The organism is Bacteroides xylanisolvens (assembly GCF_018289135.1).
GTDB classification, from domain to species: domain Bacteria; phylum Bacteroidota; class Bacteroidia; order Bacteroidales; family Bacteroidaceae; genus Bacteroides; species Bacteroides xylanisolvens.
Genome location: NZ_CP072216.1, coordinates 4849783 through 4870602 on the forward strand (window position 1 = coordinate 4849783; position 20820 = coordinate 4870602).

At 42.8% G+C, this 20820-nt stretch carries 18 protein-coding genes; 7 read left to right on the top strand and 11 right to left on the bottom strand.

Annotated elements, in window-relative coordinates; translation table 11 throughout:
- The first annotated feature begins 38 nt into the window (after positions 1 to 38).
- The 5 genes from INE92_RS20210 (at position 39) to INE92_RS20230 (ending at position 5242) form a co-directional block, all read left to right on the top strand.
- Entirely contained in the window at positions 39 to 443 is a 405-nt protein-coding gene (locus INE92_RS20210) for a hypothetical protein (RefSeq protein ID WP_004307670.1), read from the top strand.
- A complete protein-coding gene (gene tnpB, locus INE92_RS20215) occupies positions 431 to 781 on the top strand; it encodes an IS66 family insertion sequence element accessory protein TnpB (RefSeq protein ID WP_004296723.1) in 351 nt (116 codons plus the stop codon). The genes INE92_RS20210 and tnpB overlap by 13 nt, the downstream gene beginning before the upstream one ends.
- A gap of 86 nt (positions 782 to 867) precedes the next feature.
- Positions 868 to 2433 carry an IS66 family transposase gene (gene tnpC / locus INE92_RS20220; protein WP_151927231.1) on the top strand — a complete coding sequence of 522 codons (1566 nt, stop codon included), beginning with the start codon at positions 868 to 870 and terminating at the stop codon, positions 2431 to 2433.
- Between the two features lie 717 nt (positions 2434 to 3150).
- A complete protein-coding gene (locus INE92_RS20225) occupies positions 3151 to 3960 on the top strand; it encodes a Fic family protein (RefSeq protein WP_134993487.1) in 810 nt (269 codons plus the stop codon).
- Positions 3961 to 4753: 793 nt separating this feature from the next.
- Positions 4754 to 5242 carry a hypothetical protein gene (locus INE92_RS20230; protein WP_015532072.1) on the top strand — a complete coding sequence of 163 codons (489 nt, stop codon included), beginning with the start codon at positions 4754 to 4756 and terminating at the stop codon, positions 5240 to 5242.
- Positions 5243 to 5355: 113 nt separating this feature from the next.
- Here INE92_RS20230 and INE92_RS20235 read toward each other — a convergent pair whose 3' ends face one another.
- The 6 genes from INE92_RS20235 to dapB form a co-directional block, all read right to left on the bottom strand.
- Complete coding sequence (locus INE92_RS20235; protein WP_015532073.1) at positions 5356 to 5859, bottom strand: DUF6169 family protein; 504 nt, start codon at positions 5857 to 5859, stop codon at positions 5356 to 5358.
- Entirely contained in the window at positions 5859 to 6014 is a 156-nt protein-coding gene (locus INE92_RS20240) for a hypothetical protein (RefSeq protein ID WP_015532074.1), read from the bottom strand. Before INE92_RS20240 ends, INE92_RS20235 begins: the two co-directional genes overlap by 1 nt.
- Before the next feature lie 175 nt (positions 6015 to 6189).
- The gene (locus INE92_RS20245) at positions 6190 to 6828 is read right to left on the bottom strand and encodes a WbqC family protein (protein ID WP_015532075.1); all 639 of its coding nucleotides are present in this window, start codon (positions 6826 to 6828) and stop codon (positions 6190 to 6192) included.
- A gap of 80 nt (positions 6829 to 6908) precedes the next feature.
- Entirely contained in the window at positions 6909 to 7850 is a 942-nt protein-coding gene (gene lepB, locus INE92_RS20250) for a signal peptidase I (protein ID WP_151927000.1), read from the bottom strand.
- A 42-nt stretch (positions 7851 to 7892) separates the two neighbouring features.
- Positions 7893 to 9377 carry a signal peptidase I gene (gene lepB, locus INE92_RS20255; RefSeq protein ID WP_004324267.1) on the bottom strand — a complete coding sequence of 495 codons (1485 nt, stop codon included), beginning with the start codon at positions 9375 to 9377 and terminating at the stop codon, positions 7893 to 7895.
- Between the two features lie 35 nt (positions 9378 to 9412).
- On the bottom strand, positions 9413 to 10177 hold the full coding sequence (gene dapB, locus INE92_RS20260) for a 4-hydroxy-tetrahydrodipicolinate reductase (protein WP_015532077.1): 765 nt from the start codon (positions 10175 to 10177) through the stop codon (positions 9413 to 9415).
- Positions 10178 to 10260: 83 nt separating this feature from the next.
- Between dapB and INE92_RS20265 the strand changes: the two genes are divergently transcribed.
- Complete coding sequence (locus tag INE92_RS20265) at positions 10261 to 11544, top strand: DUF2851 family protein (protein ID WP_015532078.1); 1284 nt, start codon at positions 10261 to 10263, stop codon at positions 11542 to 11544.
- A 111-nt stretch (positions 11545 to 11655) separates the two neighbouring features.
- On the top strand, positions 11656 to 12216 hold the full coding sequence (locus INE92_RS20270) for a hypothetical protein (protein ID WP_015532079.1): 561 nt from the start codon (positions 11656 to 11658) through the stop codon (positions 12214 to 12216).
- A gap of 69 nt (positions 12217 to 12285) precedes the next feature.
- Here INE92_RS20270 and INE92_RS20275 read toward each other — a convergent pair whose 3' ends face one another.
- From INE92_RS20275 to INE92_RS20295, 5 genes are read right to left on the bottom strand one after another with little or no spacing between them, the layout of a single operon-like run.
- Entirely contained in the window at positions 12286 to 12801 is a 516-nt protein-coding gene (locus INE92_RS20275) for a DUF1573 domain-containing protein (RefSeq protein ID WP_004324271.1), read from the bottom strand.
- Positions 12802 to 12839: 38 nt separating this feature from the next.
- A complete protein-coding gene (locus tag INE92_RS20280; RefSeq protein ID WP_151927001.1) occupies positions 12840 to 14993 on the bottom strand; it encodes a DUF4838 domain-containing protein in 2154 nt (717 codons plus the stop codon).
- Complete coding sequence (locus INE92_RS20285; RefSeq protein WP_211421239.1) at positions 14968 to 17934, bottom strand: hypothetical protein; 2967 nt, start codon at positions 17932 to 17934, stop codon at positions 14968 to 14970. Before INE92_RS20285 ends, INE92_RS20280 begins: the two co-directional genes overlap by 26 nt.
- 30 nt (positions 17935 to 17964) lie before the next feature.
- A complete protein-coding gene (locus INE92_RS20290; RefSeq protein ID WP_004324274.1) occupies positions 17965 to 19440 on the bottom strand; it encodes a glycosyltransferase family 2 protein in 1476 nt (491 codons plus the stop codon).
- Positions 19441 to 19445: 5 nt separating this feature from the next.
- Positions 19446 to 20618, bottom strand: coding sequence for a HEAT repeat domain-containing protein (locus tag INE92_RS20295; RefSeq protein WP_008023907.1), 1173 nt, complete (start codon positions 20616 to 20618; stop codon positions 19446 to 19448).
- Positions 20619 to 20820: the final 202 nt, after the last annotated feature.

Sequence of the window (20820 nt, forward strand, 5' to 3'; positions counted from 1 at the left end):
CATTCTTATATTTTTGCGATGTATAAAAATGAAGCATTATGGATTTAGCAGAAAATCGATTTGGAAAAACTTGGAAACATTTCCTTGAAGTATTGAAAGTAGACTACAATTGTTCTTTAGCCGATGTTTGCCGCGATCAGCATACCACTTTTGGTGGTATGAGTTCCTGGATGTCCAGACGGGGCTATAGCGTTAAACAAGCCAAGGCAGATGTGGTCCGTGATTATTATGGCGGCGTTGAACCCTCCCAACCGACAACTTCCTCTCCTTCATTCACTCAAATAGCACCCGCCATGTTGTCGGAAGAAGAGTTTAGTCTTGCCGGGATCACAATCACCTTTAACAGTGGAACCACCATTTCAGTCAAACGGGCCACACCCGGTGGTGTTATTAAAATGTTGCGCGATTACGAAAGAAAGGAGGGAGATCCATGTATTCTCTAACATCAGCCAATCGATACTATCTGTACCAGGGCTTTGTTCGTATGAACCTTGGCATTGACGGTTTATTCAAAATTATACGATCGGAAATGAAGGACTTGTCTCCCGTTTCCGGAGATATCTTTTTATTCTTTGGTAAAAACCGACAAAGTGTAAAAATACTGCGTTGGGATGGCGATGGCTTTCTTCTGTACTACAAGCGCCTCGAAGGTGGAAGTTTTGAGTTACCGACATTTAACCCCAATACAGGCAATTACGAGATTTCTTATCAGGTTTTGTCTTTTATCTTAAATGGAGTGTCATTAAAGTCTGTACGGTTGAGAAAACGTTTTAGGATCTAATTCAACATTCTGATTATTAGACATTTGCACTAAAGACATCATCCGGTTTATTTGGCTAATTCGTTGATTTTTTATATCTTTATGCCATGAAAAAGGATGAGATCATAGAGTTATTGAAGGAACAAATCAAGGGATTACGAGATGACAACAACAGACTCTTGGACCAAATAGATGCTTTGATAAAGGAGGTTTCTTCCCTTAAAGAGGCACTCCTTCAAAAAGGCGAATCTCTTAGCAAGCAACAGCGCCTTACTAAGGGACTCGCCAAACTTGTATCCAACACATCCGAACAGCAACAGGCTCCCCAATCTGCCATATCCGAAGAAGAGCGGCAGAAGATAGAAGCGGAAAAAGCAGATAAGCGTAAAGCAAGAAAGAACAATGGGGCCAAACGTGACATGCATTATGAGATGGAGGAAGAAGAACATGTCGTTTATCCCGATGATCCCGATTTTGACATCAATAAGGCCCGGTTGTTTACCACTGTTCCCAGAATATGCGTCCGCTATGAATGTGTACCCATGCGCTTCATCAAGCATGTCTACAAGATACACACCTATACACAAGAAGGTCGCCTGTTTGAGGGAAAAACACCGGCCTCGGCCTTCTTGAATTCCAGCTATGACGGTTCATTTATTGCCGGATTGATGGAATTACGTTATATACAATCGCTACCTGTTGAAAGAATCATCAACTACTTCGAGAGTCATGGCTTTACGCTGAAGAAACCTACGGCTCATAAGTTGATAGAGAAAGCCTCAAACCTCTTCGAAAATCTTTATAAGTGCATCCGGCAGACAGCTTTGAGTGATCCTTATAAGGCAGCCGATGAAACCTATTACAAAATACTCGTCCCGGAAAAGAACAGCAAGGGAAAAGGAGTCAGGAAGGGATACCTTTGGGTGGTTGTCGGCATAAACACCAGGATGATATACTTGCTCTATGATGACGGCTCCCGGTCTGAAAGAGTTATTCTTAACGAATTAGGCAGTTGCAAAGGTATCATACAAAGTGATGGTTACTCACCTTACCGGAAGCTCGAAAGCGATGCTTATCCCAATATCACACGCATCCCGTGCTTGCAACATATAAAACGGAAATTTATAGATTGCGGTGAGAAGGACCCGGATGCAAAAAGGATCGTGGAGCTGATAAACGCACTTTATCAAAACGAGCATAAGCATAAAGTTGGGGTTGAGGGATGGACGGTAGAACAGAATCTTATGCATCGAAAAAAATATGCGCCGGACATACTCGGAGAAATAAAAGATGTGTTTGATGAAATAGAAGAACGGGGGGATTTATTACCTAAGAGCGAACTGCAGGAAGCCATTACCTATCTTCGCAATGAGTGGAATGCAGTGGTGGACATCTTTAATTATGGTGACACTTATCTGGACAACAATATGGTTGAACGGATGAACCGGTACATATCCTTATCAAGAAAAAACTCATTGTTCTTCGGCAGCCATAAGGGGGCCGAACGAGGCGCCATACTCTATACGATAGCACTCACTTGTAGGATGCATAAAGTGAATCTATTTGAGTATCTCACGGATGTGATAAACAGAACAGCCGAATGGCAACCGAACACACCAATTGAAAAATACAGGGAACTGCTTCCTGACAGATGGGAAAAGGCTAATGACTAAAAAGGGATCATTAGCCTTTTTATTTTAATACACTATATAGAATCGCGGAGACGCTTACAAGTAGCTTTAAGTTCGATGAGAAAAGGATAAAATCGAATTTGTCCACAAACTGTGGACGATTTGCCAGTTTCGTATAGAATCGAATAATTTTTCCCACTGGATATTTATTTCCCACCTTTTCAACTCCCCTTTCACCTTTTCTCTGTTTCCTCGATGAATAAGGAGTTTATGGGTGAAGGGCAACAATTTCACCATCTCTTCACCAGTAGCGATTAGTTTCAAGAATTGTTTCAAGGCTTGAAACAATCCGTTTCTCGGTGTGAAACACTTTGTTTCCCTGCTTGAAACACTTTGTTTCAAGGCTTGAAACTTTTAGTTTCAAATAGGGTTGAAACTAATTGCGAAATAGCTTTATTAATATTGCTCAATGGTGTACCAGTTTGAGACAATCATCGGTAGTTCATCCAGAGATGTGAAAGGTACTGTGCCGTTTGAATTGAAATAGGTTAATGTTTGGTTAGAGATTCTTTTAAGGAGATGGCGGCGAGTTTGGGTATTCGCAAAATGCTAAGTGGTTGTAACAAATCGACTTAGCGTTTTTTTATTACCAACATTTTCTCTGTGTTTGCAAAAAATAGTAAGAAAATAGTCGTTTCGCTTGGTAAAGTGTTGTATCATAAGTAATTTTGGGAAAAATAACAATCAAGGTAACTTATGATGGAAAAGGGTATTTGGCAGGAAATAGAGGAACTGTATATGGAGTTTCAGCAACTCGGTATCAGTCAGTCGGTGGACTATGAGAAGTACTACCTCTATTCTCTTATTACCCATTCTACAGCCATTGAAGGTTCTACACTAACCGAAATGGATGCACAGCTTCTTTTTGATGAAGGTGTAACAGCTAAAGGAAAGCCGTTGGTATATCATCTGATGAATGAGGACCTGAAGAAAGCATACGAGCTTGCCAAAGAGGAAGCGCAATGTAATACTGCTATAACTCCTGCTTTCTTGCAGAAGTTAAATGCTACTTTGATGCGGACAACAGGGGGGATACATAATACAATAGGCGGCTCTTTTGATTCTTCCAGAGGAGAGTTTCGTTTGTGTGGTGTTACGGCTGGTGTAGGTGGGCGTTCTTATATGGGTTATCAAAAAGTATCTGCTAAAGTAGAGGAACTTTGCCTCCTGTTGCAGGAACGGCAAAAGAATGTGGAAACGTTCCGTGAACAATACGAACTAAGTTTTAATGCTCACCTCAATTTAGTGACTATTCATCCTTGGGTGGATGGCAACGGGAGAGCAGCTCGTTTATTGATGAACTACATTCAATTCTGCTATCATCTTTTTCCCGCTAAGATTTTTAAGGAGGATAGGGCAGATTATATCCTTTCTTTACAACAAGCACAAGATGATGAAACCAGCCAGCCTTTTTTGGATTTCATGGCGGTGCAATTGAAAAAATCACTGTCTCTGGAGATTCAAAAATATAAAGACTTTCACGATAAAGGATTTAGCTTTATGTTTTAATCTTGTAGGGCTTCTTTTGATAAGACTTCCGCCCGTTGTATATTGTGTTGTTTTAAGTATTAACACTTGAGTTATAGGCTATTAATACTTTGTATTTAGGCTATTAATACTTGAGTTGTTGGACATATATACCCAAGACGCAGGATATATATATCCAACGTGCAGGATATATATGCCCAATACATTGGAGATATATACCCAACAAATTGGATGTATACACTCATTAATTTATATGATGTAAGCATCTCCACAGTGCTATCTTGTCATTTATCCCTCGGCTTTTTATCTTTGTAAGCATCTCCGCGATGCCGTATTGTTTTATTTGCCATTGTGAAGGAGGTGAAGGATGGTTCTTTCTGTATTTTGCATCCTCTTTCACCATAAGGTTTTGATTTATAGTCATTCAGCTAACGGTGAAACCGGTGAACCTTCAAAATGAATCTTATAGTTGCAAGTAGTCTTTAGAAGGTTCTGTCTTAAGCTTATTGCTGTAAACTTCAATTAATACTGATTTTCTTTTCTCTTTTCTGATTTTATATTCTATCTTTGTAGTGCATTCCATTTTAAACCACGGCAGAGAACCTGCCGTATCAGTGTGGCGGGCTTTTTTATGTCCGTCTCATTAATCCTATATGGCGGTTTCGCACCCCCATGTAGGATGTTAGTGCACCTACTGCTGTCGTGGATAGTGGAATGCAATGGGACAGGCGGAACCGCTTCTTTTATTCCTTAAAACTACCTTTCTGTATCGCCCCATTAAACTTAATTTATTCACCATTTAATTAAAATTCTTATGGAAGAAGTTTTAAGCAACCAGGAGGCCCGTCCGGGGGACGCGACGCAACTCATGCACGCTATCTTTTCATCCGATGATGAAATGATGTCTTTTTATCTGACCCTCAATTGTTTTATGAATCCTGAAAGCTATCTAGTGGAACGAACAGATCGAAAGAGACTGGAGGATTTAGCTAATACGCTTTATAGTAATGTGGCGGCCTTTGAAGCCATCCGTACTTATAAGTCGATAAGTGTGAAAGAGGTGATTAGAGGATTCGGCACGCACATGATGAATACGCAAATCTCCAATACCAATCGTTTCCAGAGTGCCGATGCAGTGGGAACGTTAATGAATTGTATACTGAATACCACTAAAAACAGTTGGCAATTTAAAAAAATGGATCGGAATAACAATATACATCTTCAGAATGTACGATACTTATTGAATCGGTTGGATGCGGCAGAATCTAATGAAGAGAAGAATCGTGAAGAAGTAGTGATATAAACAGTTTTATAGAGCTCATTTAGTGATTATGGTTTAGTTGAGAGTATGATACGGGATTATAGCACTATGATGTATGATGCTATCGCTAAACCTTGATCACTTAGTCATCTGCTCTATTGGGGCTTTTGACTAAGCAACTGAATCGATTCTGTAAATTCCGTGATGACTTCAGACAGATGCGGATTGTCATTACGAAGAATGATTGTTGCGAAGTTCACAATGCCATCTGCATCCACAATAGAAGATGACATCATTGTGAAAAGGGCTTTACGGTTGTAAGTCGAGAACCAATATTCAAATAGGCGACTACGCATACGTTGTTTGTCATCACCTGTTTCACAGATATAAAGCAATGTAGAATTGTTGCGATTGAAGAATTCGTCAACGATGGAAACAATGGTATCACGTACTTTGCTATCACGGGGGGATTTGTGATTATTAAGATTGGCAATAATTAATTGATATGAATTTTTCACGAACAGAACATCATCTTCCATGAAACCAATGAAATAATGTACACCTCCATCGGTAAAGAACTGGTAGAATCCATCTTTGTCGGTCGGTTCTACCTGATAAGACGATTTCTCGTTAATATGTTCGAGTGAAAGAGATTGCATTATAGTGCAAAAAAGTTTTCAACCTCCTTGCCTGTACGTTTCTTGTATTCCTCTTTCATCGACTTTTCCAATTGGACAAGACATTCCTTTTTCTTCTCCTTTGCAGTCTGAAATTTGGTGAGGACTTCTTCTCTTGTTTTCTTTGCTTTCATCATATACTTTCTTTGCTTTCTGCAAAAATAACAAATTCTCACTGATAATCAATTACATTCGAGCATTTATTTATTAGTTGTAGAGAATTTGACATTTAATGCATGTACCTATTTCCGTAGAACATATACATTCCTTGTATCAGAAAGTTGATGTATGGATAATGATAGATTGAAGCGGTCATTGTTTACCCAGTACCAACAGGCTTTCCGGTCCCATATTGAACAACAGGTCTATGATACTCAAATTAGGTAGAAAACCCAGTTTAGACTCGAAAACCTGATAGTAAGGTTGTGGAACAAACTCTGTATCTACTTCCCGGAAATTCTTTTTGGGATGGATGACTTCCCGAAAATCGAATTCTCCGGGAGCAAACTCCATCTTATATTCGCTAGTACGCTCCATAGTGGGGTGAATATCTATCAATTCACAGACCATCCGGCATAGTTCTTCGTTGAAATCGATTAAAAATTCGTATTTCTTTTCGTAGAAAGGACGGAAGTCGTCCTTGTAATATTCAAAGAAAGGAGTACTGTTGTAGGCTGATTCGATGGCGTTCCAATGTAGATGTCTCCAGTTGCCGTGGTCGGAGATGCGGATATCCTTCATTGGGCACTTCAATGTATCGGGCTTTACGGTTGGGATGGAAAGAGCTAACTCACCCGATGGACCGGCAATGGTGCACCGGTTGCGGTAGGTTTGTTTTATATAGTGGTCGTATTGTTCTACAAATACCTTGTCATAAGCCAGTAGTTTGGTATAATATTCAACGGGAGCGAGATAGGCTGAAGATAAATAAGCGATGTTCATTTCTTTCATTTTAATTCGTTTAGGAGGCTCTGTTATTAAGGATATTATGAGATATTATGAAGGGGTTGTTTCTTTGATGATCCGGAAGATTATTTTACTGTTCTGAAGAAACGCCTCCATCGATATCCGTCAAACAAACCTGTTTCTTTTTCTTTAGAGAACCAAATGATGGAGGCTTTTCCGATGATATGGTCTTGCGGGACAAATCCGAAGAGCCGTGAGTCGGAGAAGTTGACGGTATTGTTAGACCCCATCCAATAGTAATCTTTGGTGAAATAACAGTGTTGTGTGGGTTTTCCGTCCACGTAGAGAGTGTCGTTCTTTATTTCTGCCTGTTTGCCTTCGTGCATCACGAGGGTATTCCGCAGCAAGGTCATGTTCCAGGGATAGACCCGGATAAATTTCCCTTTTCCGGGGACAATCAGCGGATTTGGTTCGGCATCTTCTTTGTTTGACAAAGGTTGAACGAAACTCTCTTTCCCATTCATGGCCTGTTCCAGCAGATAATATTCGTAACGGCTGAAACTGCGCACATGGGTGCTGTCATTACTTCCCATCAATCCGTCGTTGGTGATGGAAAGAGTATGCATGAGTGACGTAATCAGATTTTCTTTTGAAGCGGGATATGAATAAAGTCTTTTCTTATCCGGATTAAACTGTGCCTCCGGAGAAATAACGGAGAAAAGAGAATCGACCAACAACGTATCTCCCGGAACTCCGAGACAACGGCTGATATAGATTTCCCGACGGTCGATGACAGGTTGCCGGATTCCGGCAGGGTTATTGAATACTACGATGTCTTGCCGACGCACGGGACTCTCGCACCAGCGGTGATAAGAAAAAAGCGACATGAAAGGAACCCGCAGCCCGTAACTCCATTTGTTGACCAGGATACGTTCACCCTGAAAAATGGAATTCTCCATGCCGGTGGAAGGGATAAGGCAGGACGTGAAAGCAAATCCCCGGAGCAGAAGCACTACGACTACTGCTCCGGCAAATGCTAGTATCCATTTGAATTTACGAATGTTCATCAACTTTTATCACCTTATCACTCTATTCTATCCGTACACTTATCAGTCTACCCACTTGAAGAGGCGGTTCCAGCGAATCTTGCCGTCGAACCATCCACGGTCTTTGTCAAGCGATAGCCATACAACAATCGGTTTGCCCACTACGTGATCTTCGGGTACAAAACCCCAATAACGGGAGTCGGCGGAGTTGTGACGGTTGTCACCCATCATCCAGTAATAATCCATTTTGAAGGTATACTCGTTGGTCTTTTCACCGTTGATGTAGATACCGTCCGGTTTCACTTCCAGCTTATTGCCTTCGTAGGCTACGATGCAACGCTCATAGATAGGCAGGTTGTCTTCTGTGAGGGTAATGGTAGCTCCTTTGGCAGGAATCCAGATCGGACCGTAATTGTTGCGGTTCCATTTGGTATAAAGATTGAGCGGATACATCTGTCCGGCATAATCTTCGGGTTCCATTACTATTTTGCTGATTAGCTTTTTGTTGCCCAAAAGCGTTTCATACATCTTCTTGGTTAGCGGGAAATGATATACCGGATTCAGTTTGCCCTGTGCATTCCGGCTGTCCAGTCCCATTTCCAGCAGTCCGCTTTCCCAGCCGGAGTCTTCTATCAGCATGGTGTCGTCCTTGCTGATACCCAGTTCACGAAGCATATCTTCGGGAATGTACGGACCGGTGGTCTGTACGAAATAGTTGAATTGCAGGTTTTCGGGGTTCTCAATTGCTTTACCGTCAATCATCACCTGTCCGTCTACAATTTGAAGGGTGTCACCGGGCAGGCCGACACAACGCTTCACATAATTCTCGCGACGGTCTACCGGACGCCAGAGGACTTCACCGTAAGTGCGCGGGTTGTTCATTATCTGTTTACGTCCGGCAGCATAGTACAAATCATAGATGGCACGTTGCTGGGCGCGTGTCAGACTATCCATTTCAATCTGTTTGGAATAGATACGTTGTCCCTCGCCGTAAGCCAGCGTATAGAAGTCCGTTGTCTGTTGGTAGTTCACTGCTACCGTATCTCCTGCGGGGAAATTGAAGACAACAATGTCATTCAGTTTCACTTTGCCGAAGCCCGGTACCCGTTTGTACTTCCATTGTGGCCACTCGATATATGATTTAGTATTGAAGACAGGTAATGTATGCTGCGCCAACGGCATGGAAAGGGGAGTGTTCGGTACGCGGGGACCGTAACTCATCTTGCTCACATACAGGAAGTCGCCCACCAGCAATGATTTTTCCAATGAAGAAGAAGGAATCTGATAATTCTGGAAGATGTAGATATTGACGAAGTAGACAGCAACCAACGCAAACACGATGGCGTCTACCCAGCTCATGATACTGCGGACAGCCGGATTCTTCGACTTCTTCCAAAAAGACCAGGGAATTTTCTTTGTGATATAAATATCGAAAATGAAAGGAACAACAATTAATCCCCACCAACTCCGTACCCAGATTAGGAAGATGAGGTAAAGTAGAATAGCAGTGGCACATTTGATCCATTGTGCGCGTGTGGCTTGTCTCATAATGTTATATTTGTTTAGAACTAGCTTCTGATATTTTAGTCATTTAAGAACGGGAATAAATCACTCATACCCAAAAAACCTTCGTGTGTGGCAGTATATTCGGCTGCCAATACGGCTCCCAATACAAACCCGCCGCGGCTCTTGGCATCGTGGGTGATAGAAATGGTGTCTACATCGGACTCATAACGGATGGTATGAAGTCCGAAAACTTCGCCCTCACGGATCGAGCTGATAGGAAGTTCGTTAGGAGCACAATCGTTGGTTCCGCTAATGGCTCCGTCCGGCGCAAGGAAAGTCCCTTTCACCCATTTGTCCTTACGGTCTATCTTTTCCAGAATACCTTCCGCCAGTGTAATAGCTGTTCCGCTGGGGGCATCCAGCTTGTGGATATGATGTGTCTCGCTCATGGTGACATCGTATGCAGGGAACTGATTCATGATTTTAGCCAGATACTTGTTGAGAGCGGAGAAGATGCTGACTCCCAGGCTGAAGTTGGACGACCAGAAGAGTGTTTGGCCTCCTTCCGTACAGAGCTTCTTGATTTCTTCGCCGTGCTCGGTCATCCATCCGGTACTGCCCGATACCAGTTTCACACCGGCTTTGAACGCTTTCATATAATTGCTGTAAGCTACCATCGGATTGGTAAACTCAATGGCCACATCGGCCGATTTGAATGCTTCCGATTCGAAGTCATCCTGATTATTGATGTCAATGATGCAGACGATTTCATGTCCGCGACTACGGGCAACCTTTTCTATCTCTTTGCCCATCTTTCCGTAACCGATCAGTGCTATTTTCATTGTTTTCTGACTTATATTCAAAATAATAGTCGCAAAGATAAGATTTTTATTACATTTGCAGCGCACATTAACGTCTTGTTAACATGGAACATCTTCTCCACTACGTGTGGAAGCATAAATTATTTCCCCTGAAAGTACTGCAAACCACCAACGGCTTACCGGTAGAAGTGATTGACCCCGGTCTGCAAAACCCCAACGCCGGTCCCGACTTTTTCAACGCGAAACTAAAGATTGACGGCGCCTTATGGGTGGGAAACATCGAAATACATACACATTCTTCCGACTGGTTCCGCCACGGACATCATTCTGACAAAACATACGACTCTGTGATTCTTCATGTAGTGAGCGAAGCAGATACGGAAATAACCCGTTCTAACGGTGAACAGATACCGCAACTGTTACTTACCTGTCCGGAAAATGTGCAATTACATTACCACGAACTTTGTGTCGCGGATCATTATCCGGCTTGTTATCCCATCCTTGTCTCTCTTCCCAAACTGACGATTCATTCCTGGCTGACCGCTTTGCAAACGGAACGTTTGGAGCAGAAAGCGCAATTAATCACACAGCGTCTCAAACATTGTAACAGTAATTGGGAAGATGCTTTCTTTATCACCCTTGCCCGTAATTTCGGTTTTGGCTTGAATGGAGATGCTTTTGAAACGTGGGCGGGATTATTACCGTTTCGTGCGATGGATAAGCACCGGAATGATTTGTTTCAGATAGAGGCTTTTTTCTATGGCTTGGCGGGATTGTTGGAAGAAACGTTTCTGAAAAAGGAACAGGAAGACGAGTATAGTCTCCGTCTTTGCAAGGAGTTTCGTTATTTGCAGCGGAAGTTTGAAATCGGGCAGGGGATGGATGCTACGTTATGGCGTTTTCTACGGCTTCGTCCGGAAAATTTTCCGCATATTCGCCTGGCGCAGTTGGCTTATCTCTATCAGAAAGGGGATAAGTTGTTTTCACGTTTGCTGGAAGCGGAAACTCTGGCAGATGTGAGAACCTTGCTGGATGCCCGTACGTCTCCCTATTGGGAAAATCATTATTTATTCGGACGACTTTCTTCACAAAAGGAGAAGGCGATGGGAGAGCGTTCCAAGGATTTGATAATCATAAATACAGTGGTTCCTTTTCTTTATACATACGGCTTGCATAAGGCAGATGAACGAATGTGTGAACGTGCCGGACGTTTTCTGGAAGAATTGAAGGCGGAGAGCAATCATATTATCCGTTCGTGGAGCGATGCTGGGCTTCCGGTTGTCAGTGCGGCGGATAGTCAGGCGTTGATACAGTTGCAAAAAGAGTATTGTGATAAGCGAAAGTGTCTGTACTGTCGCTTCGGTTATGAATATCTGAAACATACATAGATTCGGGAAATTGATTATATAGGCGCAAATATTTAGTTCTTAAAATAACCAAGATGCCAAACTTGTCATTATCTTTGCGCCGTCAATTAAACTCTTAATTTGTATAGTGTTATGAGAGCTAAAAAGTTTGTATGCTGCTTGCTGGCTATGCTGCTGCTCGCCGGTGTTTCGTTTATCTCCTGCGGTAATAGTTCCAAGGCAAAAGCCGATAGTGAACTGACTACGCAAGACGGTGAAGATTTCAAATCGTTTCTGGATAAATTTACTTCTAGTGCAGCCTTCCAGTATACTCGTATCAAGTTCCCATTAAAGACCCCGATTACTTTGTTGGCAGATGACGGCGAAACCGAAAAAACGTTCCCTTTCACCAAGGAAAAATGGCCGTTGCTGGATAGCGAAACTATGAAGGAAGAACGTATCACCCAGGAAGAAGGGGGAATTTATGTCTCCAAGTTTACGCTGAATGAACCGAAACACAAAATCTTTGAAGCGGGCTATGAAGAGTCCGAAGTGGATTTGCGTGTCGAGTTCGAATTGCAGGCTGACGGGAAATGGTATGTGGTGGATTGCTATACAGGCTGGTATGGATATGACTTGCCGATTGGAGAGTTAAAACAAACCATCCAGAATGTGAAAGAAGAAAATACCACATTCAAAGAAATACATCCGTAGAGATAAGTATTAAGTATCAAGTATTCAGTATTAAATGACTGGCTAATACTTAATACTTGATACTTATTATTAGGGTTCTCCTACATAATATCCTAACTCCGATTCTTTTCCGTCCACCATCTCCCTGACAATGCCGTTTTTAGTGTTGAAATCCTGATAGAGTTCTTCATAATCACGTGTATAATCTGCGTCGGGGACTACGTTAACATCAAATTTCAGTTCTGCTTTTCCATTTGGGAGCATATTGCCGAAAATCCGGATGCGGTGAACCACTTCGCCTACATTCTTGATGCTGTTGTAGGTTGCCTTGAATTGCCTGATACCGTCTTCGGGAATGATGATATGCGAACTTTTATCCAGAATGATACAGCCACAGGAAGGTTGCATTTCTGAAATGATTAACGGAGCGTCTCCCGTGTTGGTGATGGTAAACATGATATCGAGTTGCTGACCTTGCTTGATAGGGTAATAGTGCCTGACGGAATCTTTTATCGTCATGCTGGTGGGACGTACTTCCTTCCTGCACCCTGTAAAGCAGAGCGGAAGTGCCGTCAGTAGTAAAATATAGAATATAGATTTATTCATTGTTGCCATTTATTTTTGTTATATCACTTTTTCAGCATCTAAGGGATGAATGCAATTTCATCGATACCCATTTGCGTTCCCGGTTTCTTTAAACAACTGATTTTTATGCTTAATTGTTCTGTTCCGTTCAGGTCTGCCGGAATAGTGGCTTTCATCATTTCTCCTTTTTCTGGGGAGTCTTCCGGTTTCAAGTCTATTGTTTTATAGGCTACTCCGTCTTTCAACAGTTGAACTTGCTGTGGAGCATAGATACGGTGGCGGGGAAGATTCAGAAAACTGATATAGAATGTTCCTGATGCATTGAGTCCTTTAACCGGCAGGTCGATGGTACATTCTTCTCCCGGAATGATAACCCAACCGCAATGATAGTCTCCGGGTAAACCGTGAGTGCCGTCGGTCAGTTTCTTTGAATCATTTTTATTTAGTTTAGGGGTTGCGGAAGGATTCATTCCCAGAAACAAACTTTTCTTTATGTCGGAAGCAAGTATATATTGTTCCCATTCCTTTATATAATAGTCAATCTCATAGGCTGACTCGTTATAATATTCCATTCCGGCAAATGCTTGATGCTCTTTGAGCTGGGTGATCCATTTACGAGCTTGGGGAAGCGGTTGAATATCCTTTCCATTCCGCTTGGCATATCCGTAAGCGTCGAAACCGTGGTCACGTGCTAATTCCATGCGCGTGAAAGATAAAGCGGTTTGAAGCTCGTACAGCTTTTTGCGCTCTTTCCCTTTTGCTTCGGATACAAAATCTCCCATTTCATCATAGAATTTGATAAACTTCTCCGGATAGAGGAATCCTTTTTCCGATTCTCTGATACCGGCGTAAAGTCCGAGCCGCTTTCCGGATTGGGCGTTGTTTTCTAGCTCTGTGTAGTAATCGTACAGCCATTTTTTGGATACCGGGTATTCCTGATTGAAATAGCTTTTAGTTAACTCATCAACCGGAAGTTCCGGATTGATAAGAAGGGCTGATAATACAAAAGTCCTCATTTCATCGAAAGAAGAATAGCTGTAACCGCTTCCGTTGAAGAATATGCCGCTGGCTCCGTGTTGTTTGAAAAGTTGGAGTCTTTGCTGGGCTATCTTTAATATGGGGAAAGGAGTGAGGTAGTCGTCGAAGTTGTTGATATAGTCCCATATATAGATGTTGTTCGTTACTTTCTTCCAGTTGTCGAGTTGTTCCGCAAATTTCTTGTCTTGCTCGTCCTTGCCGTCTGTCCGGCGGAGCGGGTAGTCGATAGCGCTGACAATTACCCCGACGTTGGACGGGAGCTGCTTGTCTGTGACTTGTTGCGTGGTCAGGTAGGAAGTCGTAAAGAACGTGTGTTTGGGAAAACGCTGCGACAGGCGGAGGATTAGTTCCGTAACGGCGGGAGTTGCGTTCTTCTCTGTATTTCCCAATGCGGTGCAGGTGGCACACGTACAGGCGTACGGAGTATCATCCGGTGAGATTACAAAACGGAAATTCCCCTTTTCACCGAAGTTATCTACGATGTAATTTTCTATTTGGCGATACATGTCCTCGGAAGAGAAACACAGTTGTGAGTCATCTGTCTTCCCGTGAATGGTGGCATATACTTTCTCTGCATCTTTTCCCAGTACTTTTCGCAGGTTGTGTCCCCATATTCCCCAGCTGTCGTCAAAGTTGTTCAGGCCGATAACGCCTGTATGATCGGCGTTCAGGCCGTATGGAGAATAAATACTTTGATAGTCAAATGCAAAAGCTCCGCAAGTATCATTAAGATTGATAAGGGCGGGAGGAAGATCCGAACCGTCTATGCGCGGGTCTTCTTTGCTGATCTTCTTTATCAGTTGGTATTGCAGCCATAACATTTGTTTGCCGTCACTTGCGGTCAGTCTGATATCCGAACCTTTGCAGGCTACTTTGAATCCTCTTTGCAATGTCGGGTCTATCTGTATGATGATACGCCACATATCCATCTCGGAGACACCGAAAGCGACCATTTCATCGTCGTTTGCACGTTTCTTGAGGTGCTCGTACAGGTATTTGGCCCATCGGGTATCTCTGTCCGTCGGATCTTCGCCGATTGTGATGAGGTATCCTTCTTTAGATGGGAACATCTCCGTGCGTGCCTGCATGCGGCAGCCGGATAAAAGGCAGCAAATACATATCATTCCTGCCAATATGGGGCAAAGCGTGTCAGAATGAAATATAGACTTGTGCATAGATGTTATATAAGTTTTTATAGCGTGTCGATATGGATTCTATCGGGTTGAGCGGACTGCTCCCTCGCACGGTATTGGTCTGGTTATAATAGGTATTCCAGGTACCCATCAGACCTATGGTAATATTAGGACTGACCATGTATTGGCCTCCCAGTCCTACCATTGTATTGGTGTGTGAGAAAGAGCCGGGCAGCGCGTAATCCAATACAGCCGTTTCCGGGGCCGATCCGATACTTGCCATGGCGTTGATATTCGTCTTTCCGTCATTAGCCGGGAAGTATTTGGCACCAATCTGTGCATTGTAGTAGAAGTTGGAATTGAAGAAATGCATATCTATCTTCGTGTTGAGGCGAACGACTTCGATAGTTTTGGCTAATTCTCCGCCTACGGTGAGCAGGTTGGTCTTTGACTCATTCCAGCCGGTAAATAGATAACCGTTATCTCCGGTGCCTCCTGCAAAGAATTCGTCGTTCCATTCATAACGTTTCGTATAGGCAGCTACACGTCTGTATCCCACATGTGCTCCTATTTCCCAGTCATTCTTGAGATAATGCCGTACGGCAACATCGACGGTAATATCCGGGAAGTATTTGGTAGCAAAGGCGGCATTGACCGTAGTGCTCCACTTCGGTGAGAAGTGGTGCGTCCATTCTCCCTGTACCTGGATGCCGACCCCTCCCGGTGTCTGTTCTTCAGCCTCCATGCTGTCGCTTGCCGAGCCGCTTCGTCCTGCATAGTTGAGACGTCCCGTGTAGCTGTTCTTCTGGCCTTTTCGGGTGTATTCGGCGGTGGCAACGGAGGTAATGATGTCTTCTTCTCCGTAGCGTGCACGTAGGTAGGTCAAAGCGATCTCATTCTTGAGCATCATGCTTCTAAGGCCCGATAAGTGCCGTTGGAAAGAACGGTATTCCATGATGGAAGGCTCGTAATACTTTTGATAATAATAGGCTGAATCCGCTTGTCTGTTGGCTTCATATACCACGCCTTTGGTGTATTTCAACGACTTGTTCTGGCTGTCGTAAAGCAAAGCTGTATCAAGAACAGCGAGAGCTTTTTCGGGTTCTTTCGCCTTTGTCAGTTGCAGGGCACGATATTCGCTGCTTTGTGAGAATGCACCTATAATCTCTTTGTTGCTCGGATATTTATTGAGTATCGGTTTCAGGAATTCCAAAGAAGCTTCGTATCTCTTGTCGCGTTCAAGAACAGTAGCCCTCTTTGCCTGATAGAACGGTTCTTCAGGATAGTAATTGATTCCTTGCGCTGTATATTTCTCGAATTCATCGTATTTTCCGAGTAAACCGGACGAGTTAATGGCATACCGTAATCCAAGATCGCTCGATGGATTCAGGCTGACCAGTTTGATGGCTTCTTCGTATGCTTTCTTCGTAGCTCCGGCTTCCATGCACTTTTTGATGTAGGGCACTGCCAGTTCCTCGTATCCGATGACGTAGAAGATACGCATATCCTCGTCGCTCTGCTCGATGGCAGACAAATATAGTTGCAAAGCCTCCTCGGTTTTGTCCATTTTATCGAGAATAAAGGCCCTTTTCAACGTACCATTCTCGTAATCCGGGAAGTGAAGGGTGATGGTATCCAATGTGGCAAGTGCTTCATTGTAACGTTTCATATTGATATAGCAACTCAAGGCTTTTTCCCATGCGGCACCGTTCACGTCGTTGTCTATATGTTTTTGAGATACAAACAATACGTGCGGCAATGCTTCCGCATACAGACCGAGTTCCATCAGTTTTTCAGCTTTCTTCATGTGCTGCGCGCTCATGGCAAGCGTAATGTCATAATCATCAGGATACATCTCGTACATCTTTTTCAGCGTTGAATAGGCAAGATCATCCTCATTCATCTGGCGATAAAGCATATATTCTTTATAGAGAATTCCTTTATCATTGTTGCCATATTGTTTTTTAGCTTCTCTGATATAGAAGAGGGCGTCGTTGGTATATCCGCGGGTGACGGAAGTATTCAATAAGTAGTCTAATGCTTCCTTGTTCTTGTTGCCTCCTTCGTAGGCCATGCCATATAATACATACGGGTCCCGCTGTTTCTCTGCACGGGCAGCTTCCATCAATAAGTCGTTGTACATACGCCGTATGGCAGGACTATTGTTTCTCTTCATTTGCTCGCGTATAAATGCCAGTGCTTCCGGATAACGCGCCAATTCACTGAGGATACTTGCCCTTTTGACGATAAGCGCACCACTTCCCGGTATGGCAGCCAAACCGTTGGATGACCAGCCTAGAGCTGCTTCCCGGTTTCCTTCCTGTAAATGCAGGTTGATGATGTCCAGGTAATATTCTTCGTTTTGCGGAGATACTTTGATTAGCTCCGTCAGTTTCTCGATCGCTTCTTTCCGGTTACCGCCTTTTTTCATTTGCTGGTAGCCTACTTCCATGCTGTAGATGTAGTCTTTCCTTAGAATGGTATCGTTCGGGTAAATCTGATTGATTCGTTTCAACAGGCGATCCGCTTCCACATCGTTGTTCTGCTTGCGGTATAGTTCAATCTTCCTTCGCCATAAGCCTCTCCAATACGGATTCACTTCCAGCAACTCATTAACGTAGCAAATGGCACTGGAGTAGTTTTCGGTAATATCTTCCACGTCTACCAGCAGGTGTTTGGCATTGACGTTGTTATAATTGTCGTCTATTGCTTTAACAAGATGATAACGCGACTGGTCATAATTCTTTTCGTGAAACCAGTATTTGCCCATGAGCCATTCAAGGTCAGAAACATTCGGGTATTTCTGAAGGCCCTCCTCCAACAGCTCTTTTCCTGCTTCCCATTCCTCGTTTGCAAAATGCTCCTGCACAATTTGGGCATATTGCTCCGGCGTCTGGAATCCATTATCGGTTCCGGAGGAAGAGGTTATCAGCAAAAACAGACAACCTAATAAGGTGATCTTATGGAGAAATTCTCTGTTCATTCTATCTTGTCTTTAATCTTTCTTTCTTGTTTAAATCGTAGCCGGTTCAGGCTTCATAGCCGCTGTTTCAGCATCATCCGTATTTTCTTCTTTCTGCTTGAATCCTTTACGTTCCATATTCTTCCACTTGAAGTCTCTATTGGTCAGATAGCTAAGGTATCCTCTCAATGAACAGAAAGTGATGATGGGATGATAGAAGATGGGCTCCAATATGGACGCTATGATAATCCACAGATATTCGTATCCTCTTTTATAAAGCATCCCGACGTAATAGTCGTAGGTAATAACGACGATGGAAAGGAACTGGCAGAACGTATAGATCGTCAGGTAAATCATCCACGCCGTATTCCAGTTGACCGCTCCTGTAAAGGCCAGATAGATAAATACGATCAAACCGGTAAGCTCGATGATGGGTGCCAGAAACTCAAATACGAACATATAAGGCAGAGTCAGCAATCCCATCTGTTTATATGTTTTCTTGAAGATCATCTTATGGTGGATACTAAGTGTCTGGAACAATCCTCGTGCCCAACGGGTACGTTGACGGTAAAGCATCGCCAAGTTGGGAGGTCCTTCTGTCCAACAGCAAGTATCAGGAATCTGAATAATCTTATAAGGACGGGAGAAGTCGCACATATATCCTACCATGCGGGTAATGAGGTCCATATCTTCTGCAAAGGAAGTACCGTCGTATCCTCCGGCTGCAATGGCTACGGAACGGTCGAAAAGACCGAATCCACCGGAAACATTCGGCATACCATTGATTGCAGACCATCCCATCTTACCAATCAGGTAGGAACGCATGTATTCGAGGTTCTGGAAAAGCGGAATCGGAGTACGCGGAGTTCTCACGTCTACTATCTGCCCGTCTTTCACTACGCATCCGTTTGCCATCAACATCGTTCCGCTGACTGCGATTACCTGTTTATCGGAGGATATGATGGGCGATATACAGCGGTAAAGAGCATATTTCTCTAAGATACAGTCTACGTCCGTACAGATGAAATAAGGATATGAAGAAACATTGATACCTGCATTGGATGCATCCGCCTTGGTTCCTCCATTCTCTTTGTCTACAACGATAAGTCGACTGTATTTCGGACTGGTAGATTTGAAGAGTCTTCTGAACGGTTTGGTTTTGATTCGCTCAATATAGGCATAGGGCACTTCTATCAGTTCGTAATGTTCAATCATCTTCTTCAACGTACTGTCCGTGCTTCCGTCATTAACGATCACCACCTCGAAAAGCGGGTATTCCAATGCGAGCATAGAGTTCACGTTATCAATGATTGTCTTTTCTTCATTGAAAGCAGGGGCAATTACCGAAATACCCGGTGTATAGGGGGATTCCTTAATTGTTTTCCGCATATAGCTTTCCACATAGTAATCTTTTCTCCGTTTCAGAGAAATGAAAGAGAGGAAGGCGAATGTGACGAAGAATATCGCCAGCATACTCGTATAAAAGAATACGAAATAATTGAAGAATGTAAATATTATATCTCTCATATTCTCTAAATTAACTGGTTGATTAACGGATGCTTGGTATGGGCAAACAATATAGCTGTGTGGGAATCTGCTTTTCTCTCCAATTGATCGAATGTTTTTCTTCCCATTGCACTGTATTCATAGAGGGCTTTCAGGATGATACGTTTTGTCCCCCAGTTGTCTGCTTCATCATAAGCATTGTAAAGAAATCCTAATGCTTTATCTGTTTTCAGGTCTGCAACAGCCGAAATGATTTGTCGCTTGACTTCTTCCGGTTGCACATGATACATTTCAATCAGCTTGGGCTCGATCTCTTTATATTTTAGTTTTCCTAAAGTTCTGATCGCTTCGCCCCGGATTTCGGTAGAGCGTGCGTTGATTTGTTTAGCCAGGATGGGAGCACTATCGGTTTCATTATATAACCGGATTTCGTTGATAAAGAATATCTTAACATTCTCTTCGGCCGAAGTATTCACCCATTTTATAAAGCTCGGTGTGTTATATCCCACCTTCTTGCGGTGTTCCAAGATGGCATGCAATTCCATCATATCCCATTGTCTCAACTTCATGCCGATGTCTTCGTCGAAGAAACGGAACGGATCTCCCTGGCTTAGCCACATATAAGTGTAGCGTGCAGAGTTCCTCAATTCTATTTCACGATGATAGAGGAAGCGTACCAATACCGCTTCAGAGGCATATCCGTTGATGGATTGAATAAGTTTCAGCGCTTGTATCTTTGCTCTTTTGGAGCCGAATTGAAGTTCGCGTTCAAGGAAACGCGTGATCTGGAATACGGTTTGAATCGTTTGATAGTTTAGTTCATGGATGTCATCTTCATGTACACTCTTGATTTCTGTTAATAGTTGAGTGATAATACGTAATTCATTAGGCTTGGGACGTTTTTTCGTATCATACTGTAATCTGTCTGCGATTTCCTCTTCACTTAATGTGTTAGAATCTAGCGAGATAGATTTCATTTCCTCGTAATATTTGTCGAAAGCTTTGTTGTATCTTCGCTTCTCTTTCCGCCTTTTGAATATACCATATATAATATGGAATAGGAGAAACAAGTACGCAATAATACAAAACATTACTGCAATTGAGCATATTCTTATGATTAAAGGATAGCCAATAAACTTGTAATATATCCAATAGAAATAATATTCTATGTAATCTATACCATACAGTACTTGATCCATTTCCCTTGATATTTAATCTATAAAACTTGTATATTCAAAACAAAAGTTCTATATTTGTTGTATTGAATGTTCTGTCTAATGCAAATATACTAAATAACTTGTATATATTATCCATTGTTTATGAACAGGGCTTTTGAGCCATATTTGAGCTCTTGTGATTATTTTCGATGGAAAGGATTGAAATTACAAATAAAGGCAGGTA